General features: G+C 63.7%; 24 protein-coding genes and 2 pseudogenes. 15 read left to right on the top strand and 11 right to left on the bottom strand.

The annotated features are described in order from the left end of the window. Positions 1-168 precede the first annotated feature (168 nt). Positions 169-2,172: a cyclic di-GMP phosphodiesterase gene (gene pdeR, locus ACTJLC_RS11915; RefSeq protein ID WP_073429976.1), complete on the top strand. Its 2,004-nt coding sequence runs from the start codon at positions 169-171 to the stop codon at positions 2,170-2,172. 54 nt (positions 2,173-2,226) lie between these two features. On the opposite strand, the gene ACTJLC_RS11910 is transcribed toward pdeR, so the two are convergent. The 3 genes from ACTJLC_RS11910 to ACTJLC_RS11900 all read right to left on the bottom strand — a co-directional run bounded on the left by ACTJLC_RS11910 (position 2,227) and on the right by ACTJLC_RS11900 (position 6,171). Beyond that, positions 2,227-3,111 (bottom strand): crotonase/enoyl-CoA hydratase family protein, encoded by an 885-nt coding sequence (locus tag ACTJLC_RS11910; protein ID WP_073429977.1) that lies wholly within the window; start codon positions 3,109-3,111, stop codon positions 2,227-2,229. A 419-nt stretch (positions 3,112-3,530) separates the two neighbouring features. Further along, on the bottom strand, positions 3,531-4,634 hold the full coding sequence (locus ACTJLC_RS11905) for a malate/lactate/ureidoglycolate dehydrogenase (protein WP_310135238.1): 1,104 nt from the start codon (positions 4,632-4,634) through the stop codon (positions 3,531-3,533). A 73-nt stretch (positions 4,635-4,707) separates the two neighbouring features. Further along, the gene (locus tag ACTJLC_RS11900; protein WP_310135239.1) at positions 4,708-6,171 is read right to left on the bottom strand and encodes a M20 family metallopeptidase; all 1,464 of its coding nucleotides are present in this window, start codon (positions 6,169-6,171) and stop codon (positions 4,708-4,710) included. Positions 6,172-6,363: 192 nt separating this feature from the next. On the opposite strand from ACTJLC_RS11900, the gene ACTJLC_RS11895 reads away from it, so the two are divergent. Further along, entirely contained in the window at positions 6,364-6,675 is a 312-nt protein-coding gene (locus ACTJLC_RS11895) for a superinfection immunity protein (RefSeq protein ID WP_073429980.1), read from the top strand. A 73-nt stretch (positions 6,676-6,748) separates the two neighbouring features. Here the strand turns inward: ACTJLC_RS11895 and ACTJLC_RS11890 are convergent, their stop codons facing one another. The 4 genes and pseudogenes from ACTJLC_RS11890 to ACTJLC_RS11875 all read right to left on the bottom strand — a co-directional run bounded on the left by ACTJLC_RS11890 (position 6,749) and on the right by ACTJLC_RS11875 (position 8,455). After that, positions 6,749-7,021: a YodC family protein gene (locus tag ACTJLC_RS11890; RefSeq protein ID WP_440844067.1), complete on the bottom strand. Its 273-nt coding sequence runs from the start codon at positions 7,019-7,021 to the stop codon at positions 6,749-6,751. 483 nt (positions 7,022-7,504) lie between these two features. Next, positions 7,505-7,705 carry a hypothetical protein gene (locus tag ACTJLC_RS11885; protein WP_073429982.1) on the bottom strand — a complete coding sequence of 67 codons (201 nt, stop codon included), beginning with the start codon at positions 7,703-7,705 and terminating at the stop codon, positions 7,505-7,507. Beyond that, a pseudogene (locus ACTJLC_RS11880) lies at positions 7,695-7,901 on the bottom strand (TetR/AcrR family transcriptional regulator); the annotation flags it as partial. The pseudogene ACTJLC_RS11880 and the gene ACTJLC_RS11885, both read right to left, overlap by 11 nt. A gap of 71 nt (positions 7,902-7,972) precedes the next feature. Then, complete coding sequence (locus ACTJLC_RS11875) at positions 7,973-8,455, bottom strand: cupin domain-containing protein (RefSeq protein ID WP_073429983.1); 483 nt, start codon at positions 8,453-8,455, stop codon at positions 7,973-7,975. Between the two features lie 556 nt (positions 8,456-9,011). Between ACTJLC_RS11875 and ACTJLC_RS11870 the strand changes: the two genes are divergently transcribed. The 12 genes from ACTJLC_RS11870 to ACTJLC_RS11815 all read left to right on the top strand — a co-directional run bounded on the left by ACTJLC_RS11870 (position 9,012) and on the right by ACTJLC_RS11815 (position 19,453). Beyond that, complete coding sequence (locus tag ACTJLC_RS11870) at positions 9,012-9,845, top strand: HalD/BesD family halogenase (protein ID WP_310135240.1); 834 nt, start codon at positions 9,012-9,014, stop codon at positions 9,843-9,845. A gap of 43 nt (positions 9,846-9,888) precedes the next feature. Continuing rightward, positions 9,889-10,410 carry a GNAT family N-acetyltransferase gene (locus tag ACTJLC_RS11865; RefSeq protein WP_159442575.1) on the top strand — a complete coding sequence of 174 codons (522 nt, stop codon included), beginning with the start codon at positions 9,889-9,891 and terminating at the stop codon, positions 10,408-10,410. Further along, positions 10,407-11,684: a hypothetical protein gene (locus ACTJLC_RS11860; protein ID WP_073429984.1), complete on the top strand. Its 1,278-nt coding sequence runs from the start codon at positions 10,407-10,409 to the stop codon at positions 11,682-11,684. The genes ACTJLC_RS11865 and ACTJLC_RS11860 overlap by 4 nt, the downstream gene beginning before the upstream one ends. A gap of 3 nt (positions 11,685-11,687) precedes the next feature. Further along, the gene (locus tag ACTJLC_RS11855; RefSeq protein ID WP_440844064.1) at positions 11,688-12,572 is read left to right on the top strand and encodes an NAD(P)-binding domain-containing protein; all 885 of its coding nucleotides are present in this window, start codon (positions 11,688-11,690) and stop codon (positions 12,570-12,572) included. A gap of 18 nt (positions 12,573-12,590) precedes the next feature. Next, positions 12,591-12,875 carry a hypothetical protein gene (locus ACTJLC_RS11850; RefSeq protein ID WP_440844062.1) on the top strand — a complete coding sequence of 95 codons (285 nt, stop codon included), beginning with the start codon at positions 12,591-12,593 and terminating at the stop codon, positions 12,873-12,875. Between the two features lie 94 nt (positions 12,876-12,969). Continuing rightward, positions 12,970-13,989 (top strand): AAA family ATPase, encoded by a 1,020-nt coding sequence (locus ACTJLC_RS11845; protein WP_073429986.1) that lies wholly within the window; start codon positions 12,970-12,972, stop codon positions 13,987-13,989. Between the two features lie 28 nt (positions 13,990-14,017). After that, positions 14,018-14,887: a DUF58 domain-containing protein gene (locus ACTJLC_RS11840; RefSeq protein WP_310135243.1), complete on the top strand. Its 870-nt coding sequence runs from the start codon at positions 14,018-14,020 to the stop codon at positions 14,885-14,887. After that, on the top strand, positions 14,884-15,825 hold the full coding sequence (locus tag ACTJLC_RS11835) for a calcium incorporation protein MxaA (RefSeq protein WP_143031982.1): 942 nt from the start codon (positions 14,884-14,886) through the stop codon (positions 15,823-15,825). Before ACTJLC_RS11840 ends, ACTJLC_RS11835 begins: the two co-directional genes overlap by 4 nt. After that, entirely contained in the window at positions 15,822-16,820 is a 999-nt protein-coding gene (locus ACTJLC_RS11830; protein ID WP_440844059.1) for a vWA domain-containing protein, read from the top strand. Before ACTJLC_RS11835 ends, ACTJLC_RS11830 begins: the two co-directional genes overlap by 4 nt. Beyond that, a complete protein-coding gene (locus tag ACTJLC_RS11825; protein ID WP_073429989.1) occupies positions 16,817-17,374 on the top strand; it encodes a hypothetical protein in 558 nt (185 codons plus the stop codon). Before ACTJLC_RS11830 ends, ACTJLC_RS11825 begins: the two co-directional genes overlap by 4 nt. A gap of 8 nt (positions 17,375-17,382) precedes the next feature. After that, on the top strand, positions 17,383-18,465 hold the full coding sequence (locus ACTJLC_RS11820; protein ID WP_227470941.1) for an MxaL protein: 1,083 nt from the start codon (positions 17,383-17,385) through the stop codon (positions 18,463-18,465). Next, positions 18,458-19,453 carry an isopenicillin N synthase family dioxygenase gene (locus ACTJLC_RS11815; RefSeq protein ID WP_161553737.1) on the top strand — a complete coding sequence of 332 codons (996 nt, stop codon included), beginning with the start codon at positions 18,458-18,460 and terminating at the stop codon, positions 19,451-19,453. The genes ACTJLC_RS11820 and ACTJLC_RS11815 overlap by 8 nt, the downstream gene beginning before the upstream one ends. A 116-nt stretch (positions 19,454-19,569) precedes the next feature. On the opposite strand, the gene ACTJLC_RS11810 is transcribed toward ACTJLC_RS11815, so the two are convergent. Continuing rightward, positions 19,570-20,490 (bottom strand): LysR family transcriptional regulator, encoded by a 921-nt coding sequence (locus tag ACTJLC_RS11810; protein WP_073430022.1) that lies wholly within the window; start codon positions 20,488-20,490, stop codon positions 19,570-19,572. Between the two features lie 250 nt (positions 20,491-20,740). Between ACTJLC_RS11810 and ACTJLC_RS11805 the strand changes: the two genes are divergently transcribed. Further along, positions 20,741-21,514, top strand: coding sequence for an SDR family oxidoreductase (locus ACTJLC_RS11805; RefSeq protein WP_073429991.1), 774 nt, complete (start codon positions 20,741-20,743; stop codon positions 21,512-21,514). Between the two features lie 42 nt (positions 21,515-21,556). Here ACTJLC_RS11805 and ACTJLC_RS11800 read toward each other — a convergent pair whose 3' ends face one another. From ACTJLC_RS11800 to ACTJLC_RS11790, 3 genes and pseudogenes are all read right to left on the bottom strand, one after another. After that, the gene (locus ACTJLC_RS11800; RefSeq protein ID WP_310135246.1) at positions 21,557-22,405 is read right to left on the bottom strand and encodes an isocitrate lyase/PEP mutase family protein; all 849 of its coding nucleotides are present in this window, start codon (positions 22,403-22,405) and stop codon (positions 21,557-21,559) included. Between the two features lie 185 nt (positions 22,406-22,590). Further along, positions 22,591-23,016 (bottom strand): OsmC family protein, encoded by a 426-nt coding sequence (locus ACTJLC_RS11795; RefSeq protein ID WP_073429993.1) that lies wholly within the window; start codon positions 23,014-23,016, stop codon positions 22,591-22,593. A 198-nt stretch (positions 23,017-23,214) separates the two neighbouring features. Further along, positions 23,215-23,671 (bottom strand): annotated as a pseudogene (locus ACTJLC_RS11790) (carboxymuconolactone decarboxylase family protein). Between the last annotated feature and the right edge of the window lie 71 nt (positions 23,672-23,742).

Raw genomic sequence — 23,742 nt, 5'->3', positions numbered from 1 at the left:
GCCAAAGCGCGCCAAAGCGCGCGGCCGCGCAATCGTCAAATCTTTATAAGCCTGAATGCTGCCGCTTCGCTACAATGAGACCAGTCTCAATTAAGTATGATGAAGAGACTGTTTGCCGCCAACCGGCCTTGATCAACGGCCGCCGGCATACACCGCCCGGGGATTCTCATGAACGACGACCAACACGACCAGGTGCTATTCGCCCAGTTCGGTACGAGCAGTCCTTGCTGGCGTCTGTCGAGCGACAGCAACGCACTGGAACTCGCGCCGGTCACCGGGGACGTGCCCGCCCATGTCGCCATTCCGCTGAATCCCCAGCAGGCTTCGCAAGTCCGCTGCCTCACCGGCGTCACTTCCCACCTCGTGCTCGACGTGCGTCTGTTCGGCGAGCCGCTGCGTCTGCATCTCGTCGGCAAGAAGCTCAATGGCAACACCTGGGCGGGCACGGCGTCGGCTTACGACGACACCGAATCGGTCGCGCGCGATCTGGTGCACGGTCTTTCGTTCGCCGAACAGGTCGTTTCCGAAGTCAATTCCGTCGTGGTGATCGTCGACCGGCATGGGCGCATTCAGCGCTTTAACCGGCTCGCCGAGGAACTCACCGGCGTGAAGGAAGAGAACATCGTCGGCCGCAACGTGTGGGCGCTTTTCATGTCCACCGAAGACGGCGCGGCGTCGAGCCAGAACATCGCCGGCTTTTTCAATCGCGGCGTGTCCTACGAAGTGGAGCGGCGCGTCAAGACGGTGCGCGGCGAGCGGCTCTTTCTGTTTCGCAACAAGTTCGTTCACAGCGGCAGCGGCGTGGACGAACAATTCCTGATCTGCTCGGGCACCGACATCACCGACGAACGGCTCGCCCAGGAACGGCTCATCGAACTGGCGAATACGGATTCACTCACCGGCCTCGCCAACCGCAATGCGATCCAGGACAAGATCCGCGCCGCCATCGAGCAAGCGGCCCCCGGCGAGGCGGTCGGCGTGCTGTTTCTCGATCTCGACAACTTCAAGCGCGTCAACGATCACTACGGCCACGTGTTCGGCGACCAGTTGATCCGCGACGTGTCGGCGGCCATCAAGACCTGTCTGAACGAGGGCGACGCGCTCGCGCGCCTGGGCGGCGACGAGTTCATCGTGCTCGCCGCCAAGGGCACCGCGAACCTGCTCGAAGTCACCGCGCAGCGCATTCTCGAACGCCTGCGCACCGCGTTCAGTCTCGGACTCGTCGAGGTCTACACAGGCTGCTCGATCGGCATCGCGCGCTATCCGGAACACGGCGAGAGCCTCGAATCGTTGATTCGCGCGGCGGACACCGCCATGTACGTCGCCAAGGACGAAGGCAAGCGCACCTACCGCGTGTTTTCGCCGGTCATGAACCGCAAGGTGGCGGAGTACATGTGGCTCGACACCAATCTGCGGCGCGGCATCGAGGAAGGTCAACTGTCGCTGCACTACCAGCCCAAGCTGTCGCTCACCACCGGCGCGGTGCAGGGCGCCGAGGCGCTGGTGCGCTGGAATTCGCCGGAGCGCGGGCAGATCATGCCGGCCGAATTCATCCGTTACGCGGAAGAATCCGGTTTGATCGGCGTGCTGGGCCGCTGGGTCATGGAAACGGCCGCGAAACAGGCGGCCAAATGGAAAGCCGCCGGCTACAACCTGCGCATCGCGATCAACGTGTCGGCGCGGCAACTGGTCGATACGGCGGTGGTGCGGCATTTCAGCGAGGCGCTGCAGCACGCGAACCTCGACCCCTGCCTGATCGACCTGGAACTCACCGAGAGTTGCCTGATCGAGGACGAAGCGGCGGCCATCGATCTGATCACGCAGTTCCGGCAAATCGGCGCCCAGGTTCATCTGGACGACTTCGGCACCGGTTATTCCTCGCTGTCGCAACTGGGCCGCATTCCGCTCGACGTAATCAAGCTCGACCGCAGCTTCGTGCGCTCGATCAACGCCGACACCAAGGCGCAAGCGCTCGTGCGTTCGATGGTGGCCGTCGCGCAGGAACTGGATTTCAAGGTGGTCGCCGAAGGCATCGAGACGGAATCCGAGGAAACGTTCATGAAGGGCCTGGGCGTGGATTACGTGCAGGGCTTCCTGTACGGGCAAGCCATGCCCGCCGCCGAATTCGAGCGCTGGTTGCAGGACAGGCAGAAGCTCAGGCTGATCGCCTGAGCTTCCGCGCCGCGCCCCCTTGCGCGGCTCGCTGTCGCTACGAGCGAACGCCGCTCACGCGAAACTGGCGGTGCTGGCCGTCTGCCGCAGATTCGCGCTGCGGCGGTTTTGCAGCATCACCAGCCGCTCCATGAAGGCGAGATCCTTCTCTTCGATCGTGAACGCGGCGTCCACCCAGTCCTCGGTAATTTCCATCAGTTCCGCGCGCGACAGTTGCAGCACGCGCTGACGTGCGCGCAGCATCGCGCGGATGCCGTTCATCTTCGGCTTGAGCGTATCGATGAACGTGCGCGTCGCCATATAAGCGTCGCCCGGCTCGAATAGCTGATCGACCAGCCCCTTGCCGAAGTGCCATTCCGCCGTATGCGATTCGCCCACGCCGATCAGCTCCTCCGCGAGCCGCATGCCGGCCTTGCGCGCCACCAGCGAATAGCCGCCCATGCCGGGGAACAGGTTGAAGGCGATTTCGGGAAAGCCCATGCGCGCGTCGTTCTGCGCGAGCAGGAAATGATGGGCGAGCGCCGCCTCGAATCCGCCGCCGAGCGCGGTGCCCTCCACCATCGCGATCGAAATCGCGCCGGTGTCGAAGCCGCGCGCCGCCGCGTGGACGCAATCCACGCAAGCCCGCGCGTACGAAAGCAGCGCCTGGCGCTTGCCGGAGCGGATCGTGTCGGCGAAGAAATCGAGGTCGCCGCCGACGTTGAACATGGTGGGAATCAGCGAGCCGGTGACCCAGAAGTCGATCGGCAAGCCCGAGTCTCGTGCCGCCTGCGCGAGTCCCAGAATATCGTGCACCAGATCGAGGTTGAAACAGGGGCGCGGCTGCGCCCGCAACATCATCCACATCACGTTACGGCCTTCTTCGTAATAAGCGGAGATTTGCGACAGATTGCCGGCTTCGAGGAACGGGCGGCAGGCGTGGTGGTTATGCAGATTCATTTTGAACGGTCCTTTAAAGTTAAAACAACGGCATTGCCATGCGAGCCTAAATCAGACCGGAATCGATTGGGAGCGGGGTAACCAACAGATGATTGCAAGCAGTGCCGCAAGCCGCGTCGGGCGGGGCTCTCAGCGCTGGCGGCAAGCTGGGCAAGCGATACGGGACGCAAACGCTTGCGCACCGAAGATGAGCGAAATTAGACGGTCAATAGGCGCATGACCGCAATCGGATTAGTGAACGCGCGTAAGCGGAATTTGTTGCCGATTCGAAAGAAAACGAAATACGCGCGGTTTAGGTAATGCAATCGAAAATAAAGCTTGTGGGGTTTAACTTTTATTTGTGGTCCAACAGACGGACTATTCGACCCCGATAAGCGGACGCGGGCGCTCCGCCGCGCCCGCGCGTGCCCGAGACGGCGTTACCGCAAGCGCGCGGACCAGCCCTCGGCGTCCTGCTCGCTCATGCCGACGGTCAGCGCCGCCGCGCGAATCTGCGCCCACGTCGCGGGGTCCACCGGAATGCCTTCGGCCTCGCGTTGAGCGCGCATGATGCGCTCCGGTTCGCCCGGCTCGTAGAGACGATCGACGCCGGTCGCGAGCGGCGAAGCCTTCACCCAGTCGATGAATGCATCGGCCTCGGCTTGCGCATCGGGTGCGTCGAACGCGGCGGGATCGACGATCACCGACAGCATGCAGTTGATGATCGCGTTGGTCGTGCCGAGCGTTTCCGTGTGCGTGGTGAAGCCGCCCGAGAGCGCGCCGCCGAAAATCTCGCACATCGCCGCGAGCCCGAATCCCTTGTGGCCGCCGAATGGCGTGAGCGAACCGAACGGCGCCTCGTGCATGACCTTGGGTTCGAGTGTCGGCCGGCCTTCGTGATCGATCAGCGCGCCGGGCGGCACCGCTTTGCCCTGGTTATAGGCGACCCGCGTCTTGCCGTACGCCACCGTGCTGGTCGCGAAGTCGAGCACGAGCGGCGGCTTGCCGGGCCGCGGATACGCCGCGCAAAACGGATTGGTGCCGATGCGGCGATCCGCGCCGCCGAACGGCGCGACGAGCGGATCGCCCGCCACGTTGACGAAGTGGAACGACACCAGCCCGGCGCGCGCGCATTGCTCGGCCCAGTGGCCGATGCGCCCGATGTGGTGCGCGCCGCGCAAGCCGACCGCGCAGATGCCGAGGCGCCGTGCACGCGCGATGCCCTGCTCCATGGCCTCGAACGCCACCACCTGGCCGAAGCCCTTGCCGCCTTCAACCGTCAGCACGGCGCCCACGTCCTTCACCACCTCGGCATGCCGGTTCAGTTGCAGTTGCGCGTCGGCGAGCGACGCCACGTAACGCGGGATCATGCCCACGCCATGCGAGTCGTGGCCGGTCAGGTTCGCCGCCACCAGATGATCCGCGACCAGTTCCGCCTCGCGCGGCGCACTGCCCGCCCGCGCCCAGATCGCCTTCACGTAGGCGTGCAATTGATCGGCCGGAATCCGGGGCGTGGCAAGTCGGGCATTCTGGTTTTCGTTCATTCAGATCGATGGTGTGAGTGGCAGGATCGAAACAAGGATCAAAGCGCGGATCGGCAAGAATCCGCATGAGCGCTCAAGGCGCGGCGGCGATCACCTCGGCCACCGCGGCCGTGAGCTTCTTGCCGTACGGCACGTGCAAAAACTCGTTGGGTCCATGCGCGTTCGACTTCGGCCCGAGCACGCCGCACACCATGAACTGCGATTTCGGGAAGCCCGCCTTCAGCACGTTCATCAACGGAATCGTGCCGCCCTGACCCATAAAGGCGACGTCCGCGCCGTAGTGTTCGCGCGATGCGTCATTCAACGCCGTGGCGAGCCACGGCGCGAGATCGGGTGCGCTCCAGCCGCTCGCCGCGCCCGCGTCCGGTTTGAACGTCACCCGGGCGTTGTACGGCGGATCGATTTCGAGCAGCGCCTTCAACTCCGCGACGGCCTTGTCCGCTTCGATCAGCGGCGGCAGCCGCAGCGACAGCTTGAACGCCGTGCGCGGACGCAGCACGTTGCCGGCGTCCGCGAGCGCGGGCAAGCCGGCCGCACCGGTCACGGAGAGCGACGGACGCCACGTCGAATTGAGCAAGGCTTCTTGCGGATCGGTGGTGGTGGGCAGCACCTGGCGGCCGTCCTGGCCGCAGGCCCACGGCAGTTTTTTCCAGACGTCGTCGCCGAGAATCCGCGCGGTGGCTTCCGCTTCACGCAGACGGTCTGCCGGGATCGGGCAGTGAAAACCCTTCGGCAGCAGCGTGCCGTTGGCGGCATCCTCCAGCCGGTCGAACAGTTGCCGCATGACGCGGAAGCTCGACGGCGCGATGCCGCCGTAACCGCCCGAGTGAATGCCTTCGTCGAGCACCTGAACCTCGAGGTCGCCGGCGACGAGGCCGCGCAGCGAGGTGGTGAGCCACAGTTGATCGTAGTTACCCGCGCCCGAATCGAGACACACGACGAGCCCGACCTTGCCGAGCCGTTCGCGCAGCACGTCGACGTAGGGCAGCAGATCGTAGCTGCCGGACTCCTCGCAGGTTTCGATCAGGCCGACGCAGCGCGGCCGCTCGACGCCTTGCGCGTCCAGCGCGGCGAGCGCGGTGAGGCTCGCGTAGATCGCGTAGCCGTCGTCGGCGCCGCCGCGGCCGTACAGCTTGTCGTTTTCGAGCTTGGGGGTCCACGGGCCGAGGTCGTTGCGCCAGCCGTCGAATTCAGGCTGCTTGTCGAGGTGGCCGTACAGCACGATGGTTTCCTCGCTGCCCGAACGCGTCGCGGCGGTCTCGAAGAAAATCACCGGCGTGCGGCCCGGCAGGCGGATCACTTCGAGCTTCAGGCCCTTCACCGGCTGCTGTTCGGCCCATTGCGCCGCGTCGGTGACCACGCGCTCCAGATAGCCGTGCTCGACCCACTTTGGGTCGAACGCCGGGCTCTTGGCCGGCACCGCGATGTAGTCCGTCAGCGCGGGCACGATCTCGTCGTTCCATTTGCGGTCGACGAATTCGCGTAGCGTGTCGGGGTTGATGCGCTGGGTCTGCTGGGTCGTATCGTCGGAGATCATGGTGGCGGTCCGTTGCGGTTCGTTTCGATGAAACGCCCATGATAGTCCCGATGCCAGGCAGGCTGCAGTCCCGCTGACTGAATGCCCGCGCCTGCCGCATGGCGAGCCGCGCCCTGGGGTTCGCATGAAGCTGCGTGAGTCGCGCAATCGCGCGACAATCAACGCATAGCTCGCCTATTGGGAGCCGGTTTCATGGACGGCAATCTATTGGTTCAGGCCATCGCGGCGGCGCTCGTTCTCGCGCTGTATTTTCTGCCGGCGATTCTGGCCGACCGGCGCAAGCGTCATGACGTGCTCACGCTCGCGCTCTTCAATGCGTGCCTCGGCTGGACGGGTTTCGGCTGGCTGCTCGCGCTCTACTGGTCGTTGCAACCCAACCCGCCGAAGAATCTCGCCGGACAGATCGTGGAGACGCGAAAGATCGTGCGGATGCGCGCGTTTTCATCGGCGCTTCTAATGCGCGTGCAACGACGCGCGACGGCGCGAGAGCGCTCGGAGAAGTAGATCAGAAGGAAGTAATCGGGCGCGCCGATCGGCCGATCGCGCGCCAGGCGAAAGCCGGAAAATATCCGGCCGATCAGGCGGCCCGGCCTACCCGGTTCCACATGACCGAGGCGGCGGGGATCGAGCGCGGCTCAGTGCGTACGCTCGCGGGCGAGAACATCTCGCGGCGCAGTTCGCCCTCTTCGTCGAACCACTCGCACATCAGCCATTCGCCGGGATTGAGCGCCACCGCACCCGCATAGGTGACCGTCATGCGCGGGCCGCCTTCCTTCAGCGTGACAACGTCGCCCACGTTAAAGCGTGCGGCTGCTGGAATCTGGAGTGCGTCAATGGTGGCGGTTGGCATATTTCAATCCCCTGGGAAACCGTCGAGCGGTATTAAGTCATTGCGCTGGGCTTTTCGACATTAAAGGTTGCTGATGGAAACTCTAAAAAGTTTGCCAAGATTAACAATCGAATTTAATCACCGCAAGTGCTTTTTAATCACATCGTTTTCATCGGCAGTACAAGGAGTATCGCATGCGAAGGCTCGTCGGATGAAACGGGGAAAACCCTTCAATGCGCCACTGGGCGCGCTCTGTGCGGCACCGCACGGTCGCAGGATTTACTGCGGCCGTATGACGCCGCGAGTAAAAAATGCGATGCGTGTTTCGTCATATCAAAAGCATGATCGATCCGCGCCACGGGTTTATTCCCGTTCGCGGCGCAAAGCGCAATTACCTGTGAACGCCCCGATCACCGGTAAATGCGCCGTGGATAAATGCACTTTGTTTAAGACGCGTGATTATCCCGCACTGCACCGTTGAAAACGATTACGCATTCGGTATTTTTAAGCCGGGCGTGCGGCGCGGCGCAGTACAAATTGCGGATGAGCACCAGCAGCACGCTTGAACCGATGCCACGCCAGCATGAGCAACGCATTGATCGCGAGGCTGAGCTGGAACGCATGCGCGTAGGCATCCGCCGTCGCGCGGCCGTCGATCGCGCCGAAGAACGCGCCGCTGATCGCCGCGGTGCCGAACGCGGGCACGCAATGCCTCGTCGCCGGGTTGCATCTCCAGCGTGGTATTGGTAATGAAGCAACTGCGCTTGCCGGTCAGCGCGCACGCGAGCCGCGCGTAATGCAGCAAGGCGTTGCGTAGCGCCTCTTCCGGCGCGGTCGGCGGGTCGGGGCGCTCGGTGAGGCGCGCCACCCAGCCTTCGGCGTAGTGATCGAGCGCGGCCAGCGATGCGTCACTCACTGCAACACCGGTATCAGACGCCTCGATATCGGCCCAAATAATCGTCCGCGTAAGCCTCAGTCCGGCATCCCATCATGGTCCCCGAGGGGTCTGGTGGGCCAGTCCATCCAGCGGTCCGCGCGAGTCAGTTCGTGCGCCTCATTGAGCGGGTAGCGAATACGGTTGTCGTCGCGCGGACGTTCGCCGATCACCATCAGCCTGACTTCGTCCTTCGTATTGTTGATGAAGGTGTGGCAGATTCCAGTGCCTGCCGGAAACGCGACGGAATCGCCTTCGGCAATGCGGTGAAGCACGCCGTCGATCCACACATCGGGCTTGCCTTCGAGCACGTACACGAACTCCTGCTCGGTGCTTTCGGCGTGCGGATAGGAGGTCCGCCGTCCGGGCAGAAGCCTGACATGATGAATGCCGATACGCGTAATGCCGAGTGCGGCGGAAAGCGGCGCGTCCAGCGCCATTGGCTCGGTATCGCCGCGATAGGAGTGTGGATCCGGTTCTTCGAGTTCGGTCCAGTGTTTGATGAAATCGGGTCGGCTCATCGGTTGATCTCCTTCAGGACGAACGTCGATGATAGCGGCTCCCGGAAAGGACAAAATTAGTTCGCGGCGCGCGGCATTTTGAATGTGGGCAGCAACCGTGGCGAACGGCCATTTTGGCCGACTAGCGACAACGAAATGCGGTTAGCGTTTATCGATTCCACGCGACTATCAAGTGGGCGACTACCAAGTGGATCGTATATGCACAAAAGAAGTTCGACGCAACGCCGAAATCGCCAATTGCGCTGCAAAGCAATATTAAGCGTTCCATTATAGAGATCCAGTTTGTCACGGGCCTTTTCGCACACTGTGCGGTGTATTCGTGACACTTTGTGTTTCAGTGATTGGGAGTACGGTTATCGATGCGATCCTTGTCAGGTTCTCGTGCCGATCCGGAAACATTTGGCACCCGGTTTCACACCCTTTCTTAAAGCGTTCCGCTTTTGGCTCGTAAGTTGCTTATGCTTGGCCCCGAAAAGCGCCCTTCAGGCACCAGCTGGGTCTTGTCCGATGTCGCGACAGGAAATTTGCATATTCACTAATGACATGGAGCGAGTCCATGGACGCACCCGAAATTGACGGAGCACGTGACCATGGCGTACAGCAGCGCACAGCGGACAACTGGGCTGCCGACTTGTACAGTATCGTTATGCCGCAGCAATACGACTGGAACATACTCCAGCAAATGCGCGAGCAATTTATGCGATTTGGGTATATTCGGTTATTCGAATTTATCTCGCCTGCTGGGTTGAAGCTGATAAAGAACGAGCTTGATGAACTTGCTCAACTCGCGATACGCAAGAGTTTTGAAATGCCAGGCTATGCGACGCCGCGAAGTCTCTCGGCGCTCGGCGGATCGATTATCAAGGCTCATTCACCGTTTCTCTATAGCCTTTATCACCATTACGCATTGCGCAACTGCGTGGAAAATATCGTCGGCCGCACGGTCTATTCGTGCACGCATCCCGAAGAATTCATGGTCGCGAATTTTCTCCATCAACGCGGTGATACGCACGGCTGGCATCTGGACGACCCGCCCTATGCGCTCGTGATATTTGCCGAACTGCCTAGTGAAAATGGCGGCGGCGAGCTCGAGGTCGTGCCGAACTGGACCGACCTGTGCCGTCGCAAGCATCGCAGGCAGGACGAAGCGATCGGCGACCTTGTCGCGTGGGCGGAGGAAAACGGTCTCGTTGACCGCCATCGCCATCAGGCCGGCGACGCCTATCTGCTGCGCGCCGACATGAATCTGCATCGCGTCGCACCGCTCGTGCGCGCCGGCGAGCGGCGAGCCGTCGTCAACCTTGCGTTTCAATGCACCGCCGTCATGGAATACGGCTCGACAGCTGACATGCTGTATGGCACGGAGAGCGATCATGCAGCGCGCTCGTGACGATGACGGAGCCACCGGCCACATCCGCAATCTGGCGTCGAGAGTGGAAGCAGTGGCGGCATCGGCTTCGCACTCCGTCAACGCGCGCGCCGACGCAGTCGCGTGGCGCTGGTCCAGCTTCGAGCAACTGCCAGTCGCGCACCTCTACGCGGCGATCAGCCTGCGGGAAAGCATCTTTGTCGTCGAACAGAATGTGCCTTATCTCGACGCGGACGGACGCGACCCGCATTGCCGTCATTTAACCGGCTTCGTCGATGGCCGGCTCGTTGCGTACGCGCGCGTGTTGCCGAAGGATCTGTTCGAGCCGGGCTTTTTTAGCTTCGGCAGAGTCGTGGTACATCCGGAGCATCGTCATGCCGGTATCGGCCGCGAACTTGTCACGCTCGCGCTCGCACATCTTGATGAAGTTCGCGGCAATACCCCTGTCAAGATATCGTCGCAATTCTATCTGAGGGAGTTTTATCAGTCGTTCGGTTTCGCGCCGCAGGGCGAACCGTACATCGAAGACCGGATCCTGCACATTGGAATGGTTCGCGGGCACTCTTCTCCCGGAGGGCGTCCATGAAAACGGTGGCCGCTATGCTTGGTAGAGCGCGGCTGCGCGTCAGCTCGCGGGTCTATCCCTGGCTTGCCGCAGCCTGGCCCATCGCGATCGTCTGGTCGCGCGCGGCCGCGTCCGCCGAGGCCGCGCTAGCGGCAAGCTTCGGCCTTGCCGCTAGCGCGTCACTACTGCCGGCTGTTGCAGTCAAAATGATTCGCACCGAGGACGCTATCGGGTTACGTTTCGCGCGCGTCACGCCTGGCCGGCTCGCGAGGCTGGCGCTGCACGCGCCTGTCGTACTGGTCGTGGCGACCCTGGTTGGCACAGCGACGGGGCAGCGCTTACTCGACGCCATGACCTTCGTCATCGCGACCGCCGCTTCGGCGGCTCTGCAATCTCTTGCATTCCGGTTTGCGTACCACGGACGCGGCGAGCGGACGAGCAACCTCGTTCTTGCGCTTGCCGTGGCGGCATGGCTCGTCGCCAGCGTCGTCGTCGAACCGGCCGTGCGATATCTCGCGGTGACCGGTGCGGCCGTCTATTTAGCGGACCTGCTCGTCGGCGCGCTCGCCGATCTTCGTTCGTTCTGGTTTCCACGCGCAGGCGTCGGCGTGTTTTTCGGCTCGTTTAATCCCGTGCACAACTCGCATCTGCGGATGATCCGCGACGCACTGGACGGGCGTCGTTTGGACACGATCTATGTGCATTGCACGACCGTGCCGAAACTGCATCGGCAGGCGCTCGAACGCGGAGAGATAGCGATGTCGCGCGAGGCCGGCATGCGCATCTATTCGAAAACCTCGTCTGCGGATCCTGGCAAGAACTACTTTCCGACGGGCAATCGCTTTTACGATTACGAAGTCCGCAGGGAACTGCTCAGGGCGGCATGCGGCGATGCCGGCCTCGCGCAACGCGTCGAAGTGCTGGATCTGCCGGACATCTACGACAAGGAAGGTTTCGTCGGCGTGTTGCGCGAGGTCCGCAGACGGCATCGGGGTCAGCCGTTGCATGGCTTGCATGGCAGCGATACGGGCGGCATGTGGGTCAGGAACCTGTTCGACGATTGCGGCTGGGTCTTTCCGTGCGCAGTCGTGCGCACCGACGGCGTGTCGGCCACAGCGATTCGCAGCGGCGCGACGGGCCTGACCTCGGAAACAGTCGAGCGGTTTCTTGTCGCGACTGGCTCCGGACAGGACTTCGTGTTCGCATCCGGATATTGCTTCGAGCACGTCCGCAATCCGGATCGCGATGTCCGTGTGACAGGCGATTGTCCCGCCGCATCTACCACGATGGAGTGACGCATGCAAGCCAATGTTGATATCGCCATCGTAGGAGCCGGCCCGTTCGGGCTGTCGATCGCCGCTCACCTGCGCGGCAGCGGCAAGTCGTTGCGGATATTCGGCACGCCAATGCAGATCTGGCGCAGACACATGCCCAAGGGGATGATGCTCAAGTCCGCTGGTTTTTCGTCGACGATCTGCGATCCGGGCCGAACCTTCACGCTGCGCCACTACTGCGAACAACAGGGCATTCCATATCACGAAGTCGGACTACCAGTGCAATTAGATACGTTCTCGGCATATGGGCTGGCGTTCCAGCAACGTTTCGCGCCCGGTCTGGAAGATGTGCCGGTCGAAACGATCGACGCGTGCGCGGAGGGTTTTGCGCTGCAACTGGCGAACGGCGGCTCATTCAGCGCGCGCAAGGTCGTGCTGGCCGTAGGCATCGACCATTTCCGTCATATTCCCGATGTGCTCGCGCATCTGCCGTCCGAGCGCCTGTCACACAGCGGCGAGCATCGCGAACTGGAGCGGTTTCGCGGACAGCGCGTGCTCGTACTTGGCGCGGGCGCGTCAGCATTCGATCTCGCGGTATTGCTAGAGGATGCCGGTGCGACGGTCCAGCTGATCGCGCGGCGTTCAGCCGTCAGATTCAACTACGACGAGCCGCTAAACCGTCCCTTGCTCAAGCGCGTTTCGATGCCGATGTCCGGCGTCGGTCCGGGCTGGAAGCAGCGTACTTGCACCGACATATGGCCGTGGCTATACCGCTATTTCCCTGACGAGCGCCGGCTGCGGACCGTGCGGGAATTTCTCGGCCCCTCGGTCGGATGGTTCATGCGCGAACGGGCGGAGGCCGTCTCCCAACTGCTTGGCTTTGAAATCGAAGCGGCTCGCGCTGACTGAAACCAGGTGGAGTTGGAATTGCGAGGCCAGGATGGCAAGCGCCGCGTCGTAAGCGGCGACCACCTGATCGCGGCGACCGGCTACCGCAGCGATGCGCGCCGCCTGCAGTTTCTCGCGCCACGGATCGTCGACCGGCTCGCATTAATTGGATCGACGCCTCGTCTCTCCGCGCATTTCGAATCGTCCGTGCGCGGTCTGTATTTCGTCGGGCCGGTGTCGGCGACCAGCTTCGGCCCGGTCATGCGCTTCGCCTTCGGCGCCGTCTTCACGTCGCCGAGAATTGCGCGGCATCTCGCCGCCTGATGCCCGCGCCGAGAGGTAGCGATAAACAGCAGGTATCAGATACACAGCCAGCGTGCAGCAACCACTCAACCGACGTCCAGAACGGAGAAACCGGATGCTCTCTGAAGAAGCGTTGCAGGACTGGCGCAGCGACGCGCTGCAACTGGAAGCGGCCGTCGCGCAGGCGGTCATCGGGCAGCAGCAGGTGATACGCCTGATCACCGTCGCGTTGTTCGCGCGCGGACATGTGCTGCTCGAAGGCGACGTGGGCGTCGGCAAGACCACGCTGCTGCGTGCTTTTGCGCGGGCGATCGGCGGCGAGTTCGAACGCGTCGAGGGAACGATCGACCTGATGCCTGGCGATCTCGTCTACCACACCTACGTGGACGCCGAAGGCGCGCCGCGCATCGACCCCGGCCCGTTGCTGCGTCATGGCGAGCGGCTCACGACGTTCTTCTTCAACGAGATCAACCGCGCGCGGCCGCAGGTGCAATCGCTGCTGCTGCGCGCGATGGCCGAGCGGTCGGTATCCGCATTCAATCGCGAACATCACTTTCCGCACATGACGGTATTCGCCGATCGCAACAAGGTCGAAAAGGAGGAAACCTTCGAACTGGCGTCCGCCGCGCGCGACCGCTTCATGTTCGAACTGAACATGCCGACGCCCGCGGACCCCGCCATTCGCAGCCGGCTCGTTTTCGACCCGCTGTTTCACGACGTCGACACGGTGCTTGAACAGTTGCCCGCCGGCATGCTGTCGTGGCGTGAGCTGAATGCGGTGGCCGCGTCGATCCAGCGTCATGTGCGCGCAAGCGAGACGATCGAGCGATACGTGCTGCAACTCTGGGAGGCCACCGAAAAACCCGCGCAATACGACATCCGGCTCGGCGACGTCGATATCGACCGGCTGATACTCGCAGGCGCCAGTCCGCGCGGAATGAGCGCGCTGCTGCGCGCGGCGCGCGTGGTCGCGTGGCTGGCCGAACGCGCCTATCTGATTCCCGAGGACATCCATGCGGTGCTGCCGGCCGCGCTCGGCCATCGCGTGTTTTTTACACCGATCTACGAACTGCGCCGTGCGGAACTGGCCGACGCGTTGGTGCAGGCGATCATGCGCCGCGTCGCCGCGCCATGATGCCGATCGACACGGCGCGAGCGACGCGATGAGTGCGATCCACGAATTCCATTACCGGATGCCATCCCGGACAGGCGGATATCGCCCCGGCTCGCATCACGGTTCGAGCGTGGGCGGCGGCCAGGCTTTTGCCACGCACGCGCGGCTTTTCGACCATCCCGATCCGCGGCGTCTCGATCTGCGCGCGAGTCTGCGGCACGTTGGCCGCGACTGGCTGGTTCGGATGCAGCGGCAACGCACGGCCGTCACCGTGCATGCGGTCGTCGACGTATCGGCATCGATGTCGTTCGGTTCGCGCCGGGCGAAGCTCGAGGTCGTCGGCGACTTTGTCGATTCACTGGGACGCAGCGCGTTTCGGGTCGGCGATGCGGTCGGCCTGCTTGCGTTCGATACCGGTTTGCGCGACGACCTGATGTTGCCCGCGCGCCATCATCGCGGCGCCGGCGCCGCGATGCGTGCGATGCTGTCCGAAGGCGGCCGGCCGGCACTGCGCCGCGAGGGCGACGGCGCGACCGGTTTGCGTCGCGCGGCCGAAAGGCTCAGCGGACACCAGGGACTCGTGTTTGTCGTATCGGATTTCCACTGGCCACTCGACACGCTGCGCGCATCGTTCGATCTATTGATGCCGGCCCTGCTGGTACCGATCGTCGTGTGGGATCCGTTCGAACTCGAAGCACCGCAAGAGAACGCGCTAATCATGATGCGCGACGCCGAATCGAACGGGCGGCGCACGTTATGGATGCGCCCGGCGCTACGTGCACAGTGGCGTAATGCGGTCGCACAGCGACGCGCGCGGATCGATGCGCTGTGCACCGCGCATGGCGTGCGGCCTTTTTACCTGACCGGTCCGTTCGATCCGCAGGCGCTGTCGCGTTACTTTCTGGAGTTGACGGCATGACGCGGCGAGTTTCCTTCTTGCGGCCACAGGTGGGCGACCGCGTGTCGCTGACGACGCGCGTCGCCGCGCTTCTCTGTATGTTCGCCTCAGCGTGCTTTTCATACGGCGCCCTTGCCCAGCAAAACGTAATCGCGGCAACAGCTCAGCCGCGCAGCTTCGGTTATCTGCTCGGCGATGTGATTTCGCAGCGTGTCCTGCTTCGCGCGAACGACCGTCCGTTTGAACCGGCGACACTGCCGCCGCTCGAACGCACCGGCGCGTGGCTCGAGCGGCGCGCGGCGAAGGTCGAAACGGATGCCGGCGGCGAGCGCTGGCTGGTGCTTGAGTATCAAGTCATCAACGCGCCGCAGACCCTCACCGCGATCACTCTGCCTGCCTTGATGCTGCGAGCCCCCGTCGCTTCGAGCCCGGCGTTGGCGGTCGCCGCGTGGCCGGTCAGCGTCGCGCCGCTGACGCCGCGCAGCGCGTTCGCGCAGGGTTCGCTGCAGGACATGCAGCCCGACCGTCAACCCTCACCGTTGCCGATCGCCCCGCTGCGCCAGCGCCTGATCGCGTCGCTGGCGGTGTTGGCTTTCGTTGCATGTGCGTGGCTTGGGTGGTGGCTGTGGCGCAATCGCCGCGATGCGGGCCGCTTGCCGTTCGCCCGCGCGTGCCGCGCGCTGGAGCGCCTCGACGCGGTGCAGGTCGACCGCGAACCCGACGCGTGGGTGTCCGTGCATCGCGCACTGAACGAGGCCGCCGGACAGGCGCTTCACGCAGGAACGTTGGGCGCGCTGTTCGTCCGCGCACCGTATTTGAGCCCATTGCGCGAGCGGCTCGAACGCTTCTACGCACAGTCGGGCGAGCGGTTCTTCGCAGTTTCGCCGACGCACGAGCCGTATCGGCTTCTCGAACTGGCCCGGGAGCTTCGGCTTGCCGAAAGGCGTCATCACCGATGACCGCCATGCTCGCATTTTCGTCGCCGTGGATGCTGGCGTTGCTGCCGCTCGCGCTGCTGCCGTTATGGCCCCGGCGCAGCGACACACTGATGTTTTCGCACGTCGACTGGCTGCCGCGCGACCGGCTCGGGCATGCCGCCGGCATCGCACTGAAGGCGATTGCGGTCGCGACGATGGCGCTGATCGTGATCGGACTTGCCGATCCACAGCGGCCGGAGCGGCAAGTGGCGCGGATTGCGCGCGGCGCGGAAATCGTCGTGCTGATGGACCGCAGTTCGAGCATGGACGCGATCATCCCGCCTGCCGGCGTCAAGGCCACAGGTGCATTATCGGAAGGCATGTCGAAGAACCACGCCGCGCGTGAGGTGCTGACGAAGTTCATCGACAAACGCAACGACGACCGCGTTGCGTTCATGATGTTCGGCACGAGCCCATTGCTCGTCATGCCGCTCACTCGCGACAAACAGGCGATCGAGAGTGCGGTGGCGAGTACCGGCATCGGCCGGGGCATGCCGGATACGCGGCTCGACCGTGGGCTGCTGGCGGCCGTCGGTCAGTTCGACCAGCGCGATTACAACGGCAATCGCGTGATCGTGCTGGTCTCCGACGGCGGTGCGCGACTCGACGCCGCGATGCGCGAACGCATCGCGGCGAGTCTCACGCGCAATCGCATCACGCTTTATTTCATTTACATTCGCAGCAGCGCGAACAGCGCGGATCTGAATGCGATCAAGCCGGGCGACGAGTCGTCCGAGGAGGCCGCACTGCATCGGTACTTCCAGTCGCTGAAAACGCCGTACCGCCTCTATCAGACGGATGACTCCGGCGCGTTGGCGGCTGCGATGGCCGACATCGACGCGCAGCAGCACTTCCCCGTGTCGTATCTGGAGCGCGTGCCCGCTGGCAGTCATGGCTCGCTGTGCTTCGGGGTCGCGCTCGCGGGCTGTGCCTTGCTGGTCGGGTTGCGCTTCGCGGTATTGAGGAGCTGGTCATGAAGCGACGCACGGTTCATGCGGGCTTTGCGGCGCTTGCGCTGTGCTGCGCGGCGTTGGCCGGCTATCAGGGCTGGCGTCTCGTGGATGCGCTGCGCGGCAACGCGGCGGTGTTGCGCGCCGCGACGGCTGCGCGCAGCGTCACCGGCGCGGGAATCGACCGGACCGCGCGAGTGCGGCTCGCACAGGCCGTCGCGTTGTCGAAAACGGGAGAACACGATGCGGCGTCGAAGCTCTACAACGGTCTGATCGATCGCGCGCATCTCGACGAGACCGGGCGCACGGCGTTGTTCGATCTCGCCAACATGTACCTGCGTGAGGCGATCGCGGCGGGGACCGCGAACCCGCTCGCTTCCGCGCCGCTGATCGAACTCGCCAAGAACCGTTATCGCGAACTGCTGCGCGCCTATCCGGCGGACTGGGACGCGCGCTACAACCTCGAGCGCGCGCTCTGGCTGCAACCGGAGACCACCGAAGCGTTCGGCGACGGCCATGAGCCCCCGGCGTATCGGCGCGCGCTGACCGTGCCGGACGTCGTGTTGGGGGATCTGCCGTGAAAGACGCGATGGGGAAAGCGATAAAGCCGGCCGTGCCGCGCGTGTTCGGCTACCGGCAATACGCACTGGTTGCCGCGCTTGCCCTGCTCGCCGCCGCGTTGTGGATGCCGAAGATTACGTTGATGCGCGAACGCTTCGACTACGTCGTCACGTTCGACATCACGCAAAGCATGAACGTCGAAGATGTGACGCTAAACGGTGTGCGTACGAGCCGTCTTGCGTATGCGCGCGCGGCGATGCGCGATGCGCTGCGGCGGATGCCGTGCGGATCGCGCATCGGCTGGAGCGTGTTCACGGATGCGCGCGCGCTGCTGCTGTTGCCGCCGGTCGAGGTATGCGAACACTACGACGCGCTGCTCGCGTCCCTCGACGGCATCGACGGCCGCATGCGCTGGGCGAACGCGAGCCGCATCGCCAATGGCGGCCTTTATTCGGCGATACGGCAGGCGAAGCAGATCGGCGACCACACAGCGGTGGTGTTCGTAACCGACGGTCAGGAGGCGCCGCCGCGTCCGCCGTCCGAAACATCGCTGCCGGGCATCACGACGGGCGACGTGGGCGGCTGGCTGATCGGTGTCGGCGGCGAGCGGCCCGCACCGATTCCCAGAACCGGCAACGACGGTCGCCCGGCGGGCTTCTGGCTCGCCAGCGAGGTAGTCCAAACGACGGCGGTGTCCCCCGCACGGCCTGGCGCGCCCGCTGCCGTGAGCCGGGAAGAGTTGTCGCAGGTGCGCGAAGCGTATCTGCAAACACTGTCCGGCCAGATTGGCTTCGGCTATCGCCGGCTGTGGACGCCCGCCGCGCTCGGCGACGCCCTGCTCGACTCGCGCTTTGCGCAACGCGCGCCGATCGCCGTTGATCTGCGCTGGTGCGCCGCCGTGGCCGCGTTGCTGATGCTGGCGATCACGTTCATGCCGGAGATTCGCGTGCCGCGCGCGGCGAGGATCGGGCAAGCCGGCGCCCGCCGACTCGCGACAGCGGTCACCGCTTCGAAGACCGGACGAGCGGTCATGGTTTCACGCAACGATGCCTATTCAGCCGTACACCGGCCGTTCCAGTCCGGTTTCATCGAGGAAAGACACGATGAATGACACCGCCATCCCCGTTATCGATATCGGTGCGCTGCGGCGCCTGGACCCAGCCGGCAGCCGGCGGATTGCCGCGCAACTGGGACGCGCGTGCCGTGAGACCGGGTTCTTCTGTATCGTCAATCACGGCGTGCCGGAGGCCGCGATCGATGCCGTGTTCGAGCACGCGGAGACTTTCTTTGCCCTATCGGTCGAAGAAAAAATGAAACTGTCGCTTGAACGGCATAGCCGGTGCTTCCGCGGCTATGCCCCGCTGCTGTCGGAACTGGCGGACGGCAAACGCAATGCGTATGAGCTGATGGAGTTCAGTGTCGAATTCGCGCCAAACCATCCCGATGTCGTGTCCGGCAAGCCAATGCATGGACCGAACCTCTGGCCGGCGCTCCCCGGCTATCGCGAGGCGTTGACATGCTATATCGGCCATATGGTCGGGCTCGGTTTCGATCTGATGCGAGGCATCGCGTTGAGCCTCGATTTGCAGGAAGATTTTTTCCGGCTCGCGTTCAATGACCGCCCCTTCTGGCAGTTTCGCACCGCGCATTACCCGGCCCCCAAGGATCTGCCGCAAATAGCTTCGATTCCTGCGTCAGCAGAAAAGCTCGCACAAACAGAGATTGGGGACTATAGCTGCGGTGCGCATACCGACTACGGCTGTCTGACGATGTTGCTTGCAGACAGCCCAGGGCTCGAAATTCAGACGCGCGATGGGTGCTGGACCAGCGCACCGACACTGCCCGGCGCATATGTTTGCAATATCGGCGACATGCTCCAGTATTGGACCGGAGGCCGTTATGTGGCGACGCGCCATCGTGTGAATACCGCATGCGAGCGCCTCTCACTGCCGTTCTTCTTCCAGCCCGACTACGAGACCCTCGTCGTACCGCTCGGCCAGGTTAGGGGCGCTTCCAATAATGCTTCCGCGCCGCTGCAATATGGGCCCTATGCCTTCCGGAAATACCAGGAGATTTATCCGGGGGCGAGACTCCGGTAGCTGGCTGTGCGGCCGCCTTTATCCCGGTCTCCACGCTTTCCCGCGTCCGTTCGGTTATCTCGAACCGCATCGGTCGCCGCTGTGCGACGAAAGACCGACGCCCTGATCGACCGGCTTCATTCGCCCGCACCCGAATCGCAAACGAGTTGCGCTTTCAAGAGCGCATCGAGCCAGTCGGCGAACACCTGAACCCTGCGCGACAGATGTTGCCGATGCGGATAGAGCAGGTTCATCGGCATTGGCGCAGCCCGGTATTCGGGCATCACCTCGATCAGTTCGCCCGCACGCAGATGCTGTTGCACGTCATAGGCAGGAATCTGGATCAAGCCAAGTCCTGCAAGGCAGCATGCGATATACGCCTCCGCGCTGTTGACGGTCACGCGGCCCTGGGTTGTCAACGTTCTGACAGTCTCGCCATCGAGCCATTCCCAGGGCGCGATACGCCCGCTCGTTGGCGACGCATAGTGAACGACCTGTTGGGTTGTCATGTCGCCGGGGGTGCAAGGCGTACCGTGCTGGGACAGATAGAGGGGGCTCGCAACATTGATGAGTGGCAGATCGCCCATCGGACGCGCGATCATGCCGGACTCGTGCGGCTTGCCCACGCGCAGCACGCAGTCGACGCGTTCTTCGATGAGGTCGATCGTGCGATCGGTCAGGCTGAGCGTGATGTCGATTTTCGGATAGGAGACGAGGAATCCCGGCAGTGCGGGTGCGATGATCAACCGGCCTATACGGCCTGGCACGTCGATGCGCAAGACGCCGCCCGGCCCCACCGATGTCTGCCGAAACAGGTTCTCGGTCTCCTCTACATCGGCGATCAGGCGAAGACAGCGTTCATAGAGCGCCGCGCCGTCCTGTGTCGGCGACACCTTGCGCGTTGTCCGATGCAGCAAGCGGGCGCCGATCCGTCCTTCCAGTTCCTGGATCGCCGCGGAAACCGACGAGCGGGGCAAGCCGAGCGTGTCCGCCGCGCGCGTGAAGTTCGCACATTCGACGACGCGCGCGAAGACGCGAAACAGGTCAATACGATCCACGTTCGCTCCCACCTTCGCGAGCGCGCGGCTCGCCGTCGTATCGAGCTTTCCGCAGGGGATGCAGTCCATCGGTCCGGCACGCGCGCGCGCCGCCGGTCTCACTCATCGTCATGTGCAGGCACGCCCTTCCACTGTTCGACTTTTCTGACCAGTGATGTCAGAAACAGTAGGTTTAAATGATTTTCCTGGAATATATCATCGAGCAGGATGAGAGGCTGCATAGGGCGGCTTCGGCACTGGGGGATGAAACATGGCAGACCACAGCATCAAAGGCAAAACCGTCGTCATTGCGGGCGGGGCGAAAAATCTCGGTGGGCTGATTGCACGGAATCTCGCCGCGCAGGGCGCCAGGGCAGTGGCGATCCACTACAACAGCGCGAGCTCGAAAGCCGCGGCGGACGAGACACTTGCCGCGATCGAGTCGGCGGGTGCCACGGCAGTCGCTTTCCAGGCCGATCTGACCTCGGCCGGCGCGGTCGAGAAGCTGTTTTCGGATGTCGTCGCCGCCGTCGGCCGCCCCGATATTGCAATCAACACGGTAGGCAAGGTGTTGAAAAAGCCGTTCGTCGATATCACCGAGGCCGAATACGATGAAATGACGGCGGTGAATTCCAAGTCTGCGTTCTTCTTTCTCAGAGAGGCAGGCAAGCACGTCAACGATAATGGCAAGATCGTCACGCTCGTCACGTCGCTGCTTGGCGCGTTCACCCCGTTTTACGCGGCCTATGCGGGCACCAAGGCGCCGGTCGAACATTTCACACGCGCGGCGGCCAAGGAATTCGGCGCGCGCGGTATCTCCGTAACGGCCGTCGGCCCCGGGCCCATGGACACGCCGTTCTTCTATCCCGCCGAAGGTGCGGACGCGGTGGCTTACCACAAGTCGGCCGCCGCACTCTCGCCGTTCTCCTCGACTGGTTTGACCGACATCGGGGATGTGGTGCCCTTCATCCGCCATCTGGTCAGCGACGGGTGGTGGATCAACGGGCAAACCATTCTGATCAACGGCGGTTACACGACCAAGTAAGTGGGCGAATGGAATCCCTCACCCTCTCTTTCTGACGCCGTCTCAGCCCGGCTTCTGCCACTTCCGCGCGGCCGTGCTGAAGAGCTGGTTGATTTCGTTGCCGCTCACCGCGTCTTTCGTGTAACTGAACGTGCCGTGATCGCGCATCTCGTGCGCCGCGCGCAGAAACGCGCCCAGCGCGGCACGAGCGAGCGAGCCGCCGACGCTCACGCGGCGCACGCCTAGCGCCCGCAACTCGTCGAAACTGAGCAGCACGCCTTGCAGTCCCATCAACACATTCACCGGCCGCTCGAGCGCGCCCACCACGGCGGCGATCTCTTCGCGCGTCTTCAGACCCGGCGCGTAAAGCACGTCCGCGCCGGCTTGCTGGTAAGCCTGCAAACGCCGGATCGTATCGTCGAGGTCGGGGCGGCCCACCAGATAGTTTTCCGAGCGGGCCGTGAGCGTGAACGGAAACGGCAGCGCGCGAGCCGCGACCACCGCGGCGCGCACGCGCTCCACGGCGGCCTCGAACGGGTAGACCGGTTCGTCGGCTCGGCCGGTCGCGTCCTCGATCGAGCCGCCGACCACCCCTGCCGCCGCCGCTTGCGCGATGGTTTCGGCGCAGTCCTCGGGGGCGTCGCCGAAACCGTTTTCCAGATCGGCGCTGACCGGCAGATCGGTGGCGCCGGCGATTTCGCCGAGGTGCACCATCATCTGCGCGCGGCCGATGGCGTTATCCGGCAAGCCGCGCGAAAACGCATAGCCCGCGCTGCTGGTGGCGAGCGCCTTGAAGCCGGCCAGCGCGAGCAGCCGCGCGCTACCGATGTCCCACGGGTTCGGGATGATGAAGGCTTCGCCGGCTGTGTGATACGAACGGAAGAGCTGAGCTTTTTCTGATTGCGTTGTCATCTGCGGTTCCATGAAAGACCGACCCGGCCCGGCGCATGATCGCGGCGCACTGGCGGATCGTTGAGATTGCCGGTCAACGGGTAAAAGCCGGCGGCGGGTTTCGCCCCGCGCGCCGGCCGCATTGCGTCGACGGCCTGAGAAAGCCTGGGAACAGCAAGAACCCGGGTACGCACCCAGGCGCGAACTCAGGTTTCGAGTTTGGCGTCCATCGTGATCGTGGCGTTCAGAACCTTGGACACCGGACAACCCGCCTTGGCGTCCGCGGTGGCCTTGTCGAACGCGGTTTTGTCGCCGCCGGGAATCTTGACCGCCACGTCCAGATGCACGGCGGTGATGGCAAAACCGCCGCCCTCCTTATCGAGCGTGACGGTGGCCGTCGTGCCGATACGTTCGGGCGTGATGCCGGCCTTGCCCAGTTCCGCCGATAGCGCCATCGAGAAACACCCCGCGTGCGCAGCCGCGATCAGTTCTTCGGGATTCGTGCCGATGCCGTCCGCGAAGCGCGTGGAAAACGAGTACTGGGTCTCCTTGAGTACGCCGCTGTCGGTGGAAATCGAGCCCTTGCCGTCTTGCAGGCCGCCTTGCCAGACTGCTGATGCCTTGCGCTTCATCGCTCTCTCCTGTTTGTGCCCTGCTTCGCGCGCTCCACGACCTGAGCTGATGCCCGCCGCAACGGTCCCGCCCGAATGTTCCGCGGTGTCGGCATGGGTCGCGAGTCTCGCGCGGCGCGGTGGGCGCGGGCGTGGACCGGACTTCATCATAGGCGCTTCCGTGCGTCGGCGTCATGACGGGCGGCATGCTGCACTGCGCTACCCGGCGAAGGGCAAGCTGTCCTGCCCGGCCGCCCGCATGTCGAACACGTTGAGCGTCATCGCGACCAGCGCGTAGTAGCCGAGCAGACCCACCAGGTTGATCACCACCTGATGCCCGAAGCGCTCGACGGCCTTCGCATAGGTCGCATCCGATACGCGTTGAGTGTCGTACAGTTCGCTCGCGAAGTCGTGGATCAACGCGTCGTCGGCATCAGCGAAAACCGGGCGCCGCCGTGACCAGAATCGCCAGTTCCGACAGGCGCAGCGGCAAGCCTGTCCGATAGCGGCAGAACGCGCCCAGGCGCTGCGCGTGTTGCGCGAGTTCGGGACTATGAATCCAGCCGAGAAACGGACCGTTCAGATTGCCGCGCGGCCCGGACAAAATCTCGTCCAGAACCGCCTTCTGTTCGGGCGTGGCATCGGACGGTTCGAAATGAGGCAAACGTTCGGTCATCGTCGGTCTCGCAAGTTGCAGAGTTGTTTTCAAACGGCGGCAAGTGCGCTGTCGATGGCATCGAGCAACGC

Origin of the sequence: Paraburkholderia sp. 22099 (assembly GCF_052045835.1) — a bacterium.
GTDB lineage: Bacteria > Pseudomonadota > Gammaproteobacteria > Burkholderiales > Burkholderiaceae > Paraburkholderia > Paraburkholderia terricola.
This window is presented reverse-complemented; position numbering and strand designations above follow the sequence as displayed.